1 protein-coding gene is annotated in these 383 nt (G+C 72.3%); it reads right to left on the bottom strand.

What is annotated here, in order from left to right; genetic code table 11:
* A partial coding sequence (locus tag I6F37_RS44815; RefSeq protein WP_225155104.1) for an acyl-CoA dehydrogenase family protein occupies positions 1-383 on the bottom strand: 383 nt, incomplete at both ends.

Genomic DNA, 383 nt, shown 5'->3' with positions numbered 1-383 from the left:
CCACCGCGAGCTCGAGCGCGCGTGACGCGGCACCGACGCCGTCGACCACCATCGCGACTCCGAGCCGATCGACGGTCGCGGCGATCGCGTCGATCGTGTCGTCGTCGCCGATCGGTCGTGCCTCGGCGCCGACCATCGTGACGGTGCCTTCCTTGCGGGTGCCGTCCACGGTCGGGGTCTCGGTGATCGTGACGCCCGCGGCATTCGGTTCGACCAGGAACACGCCGCATCGACCCTCGGGGCTCTGGGCGATCACGAGGACGAGGCTGGCGTCGATCGCGTCGGGGACGTGCACCTTGGTTCCGTCGAGTCGCCACGTCTCGCCGTCGAGCGTGGCGGTCGTCTGCGGCTCCGACCAGCGCGCCCGGCGGCCGGCCTCCCAC

Source organism: Bradyrhizobium sp. NBAIM08 (genome assembly GCF_020193935.1).
GTDB classification, from domain to species: domain Bacteria; phylum Pseudomonadota; class Alphaproteobacteria; order Rhizobiales; family Xanthobacteraceae; genus Bradyrhizobium; species Bradyrhizobium yuanmingense.
Note: the sequence above shows the minus strand (reverse complement) of the source record. Positions and strands in the feature narration are given on the sequence as shown.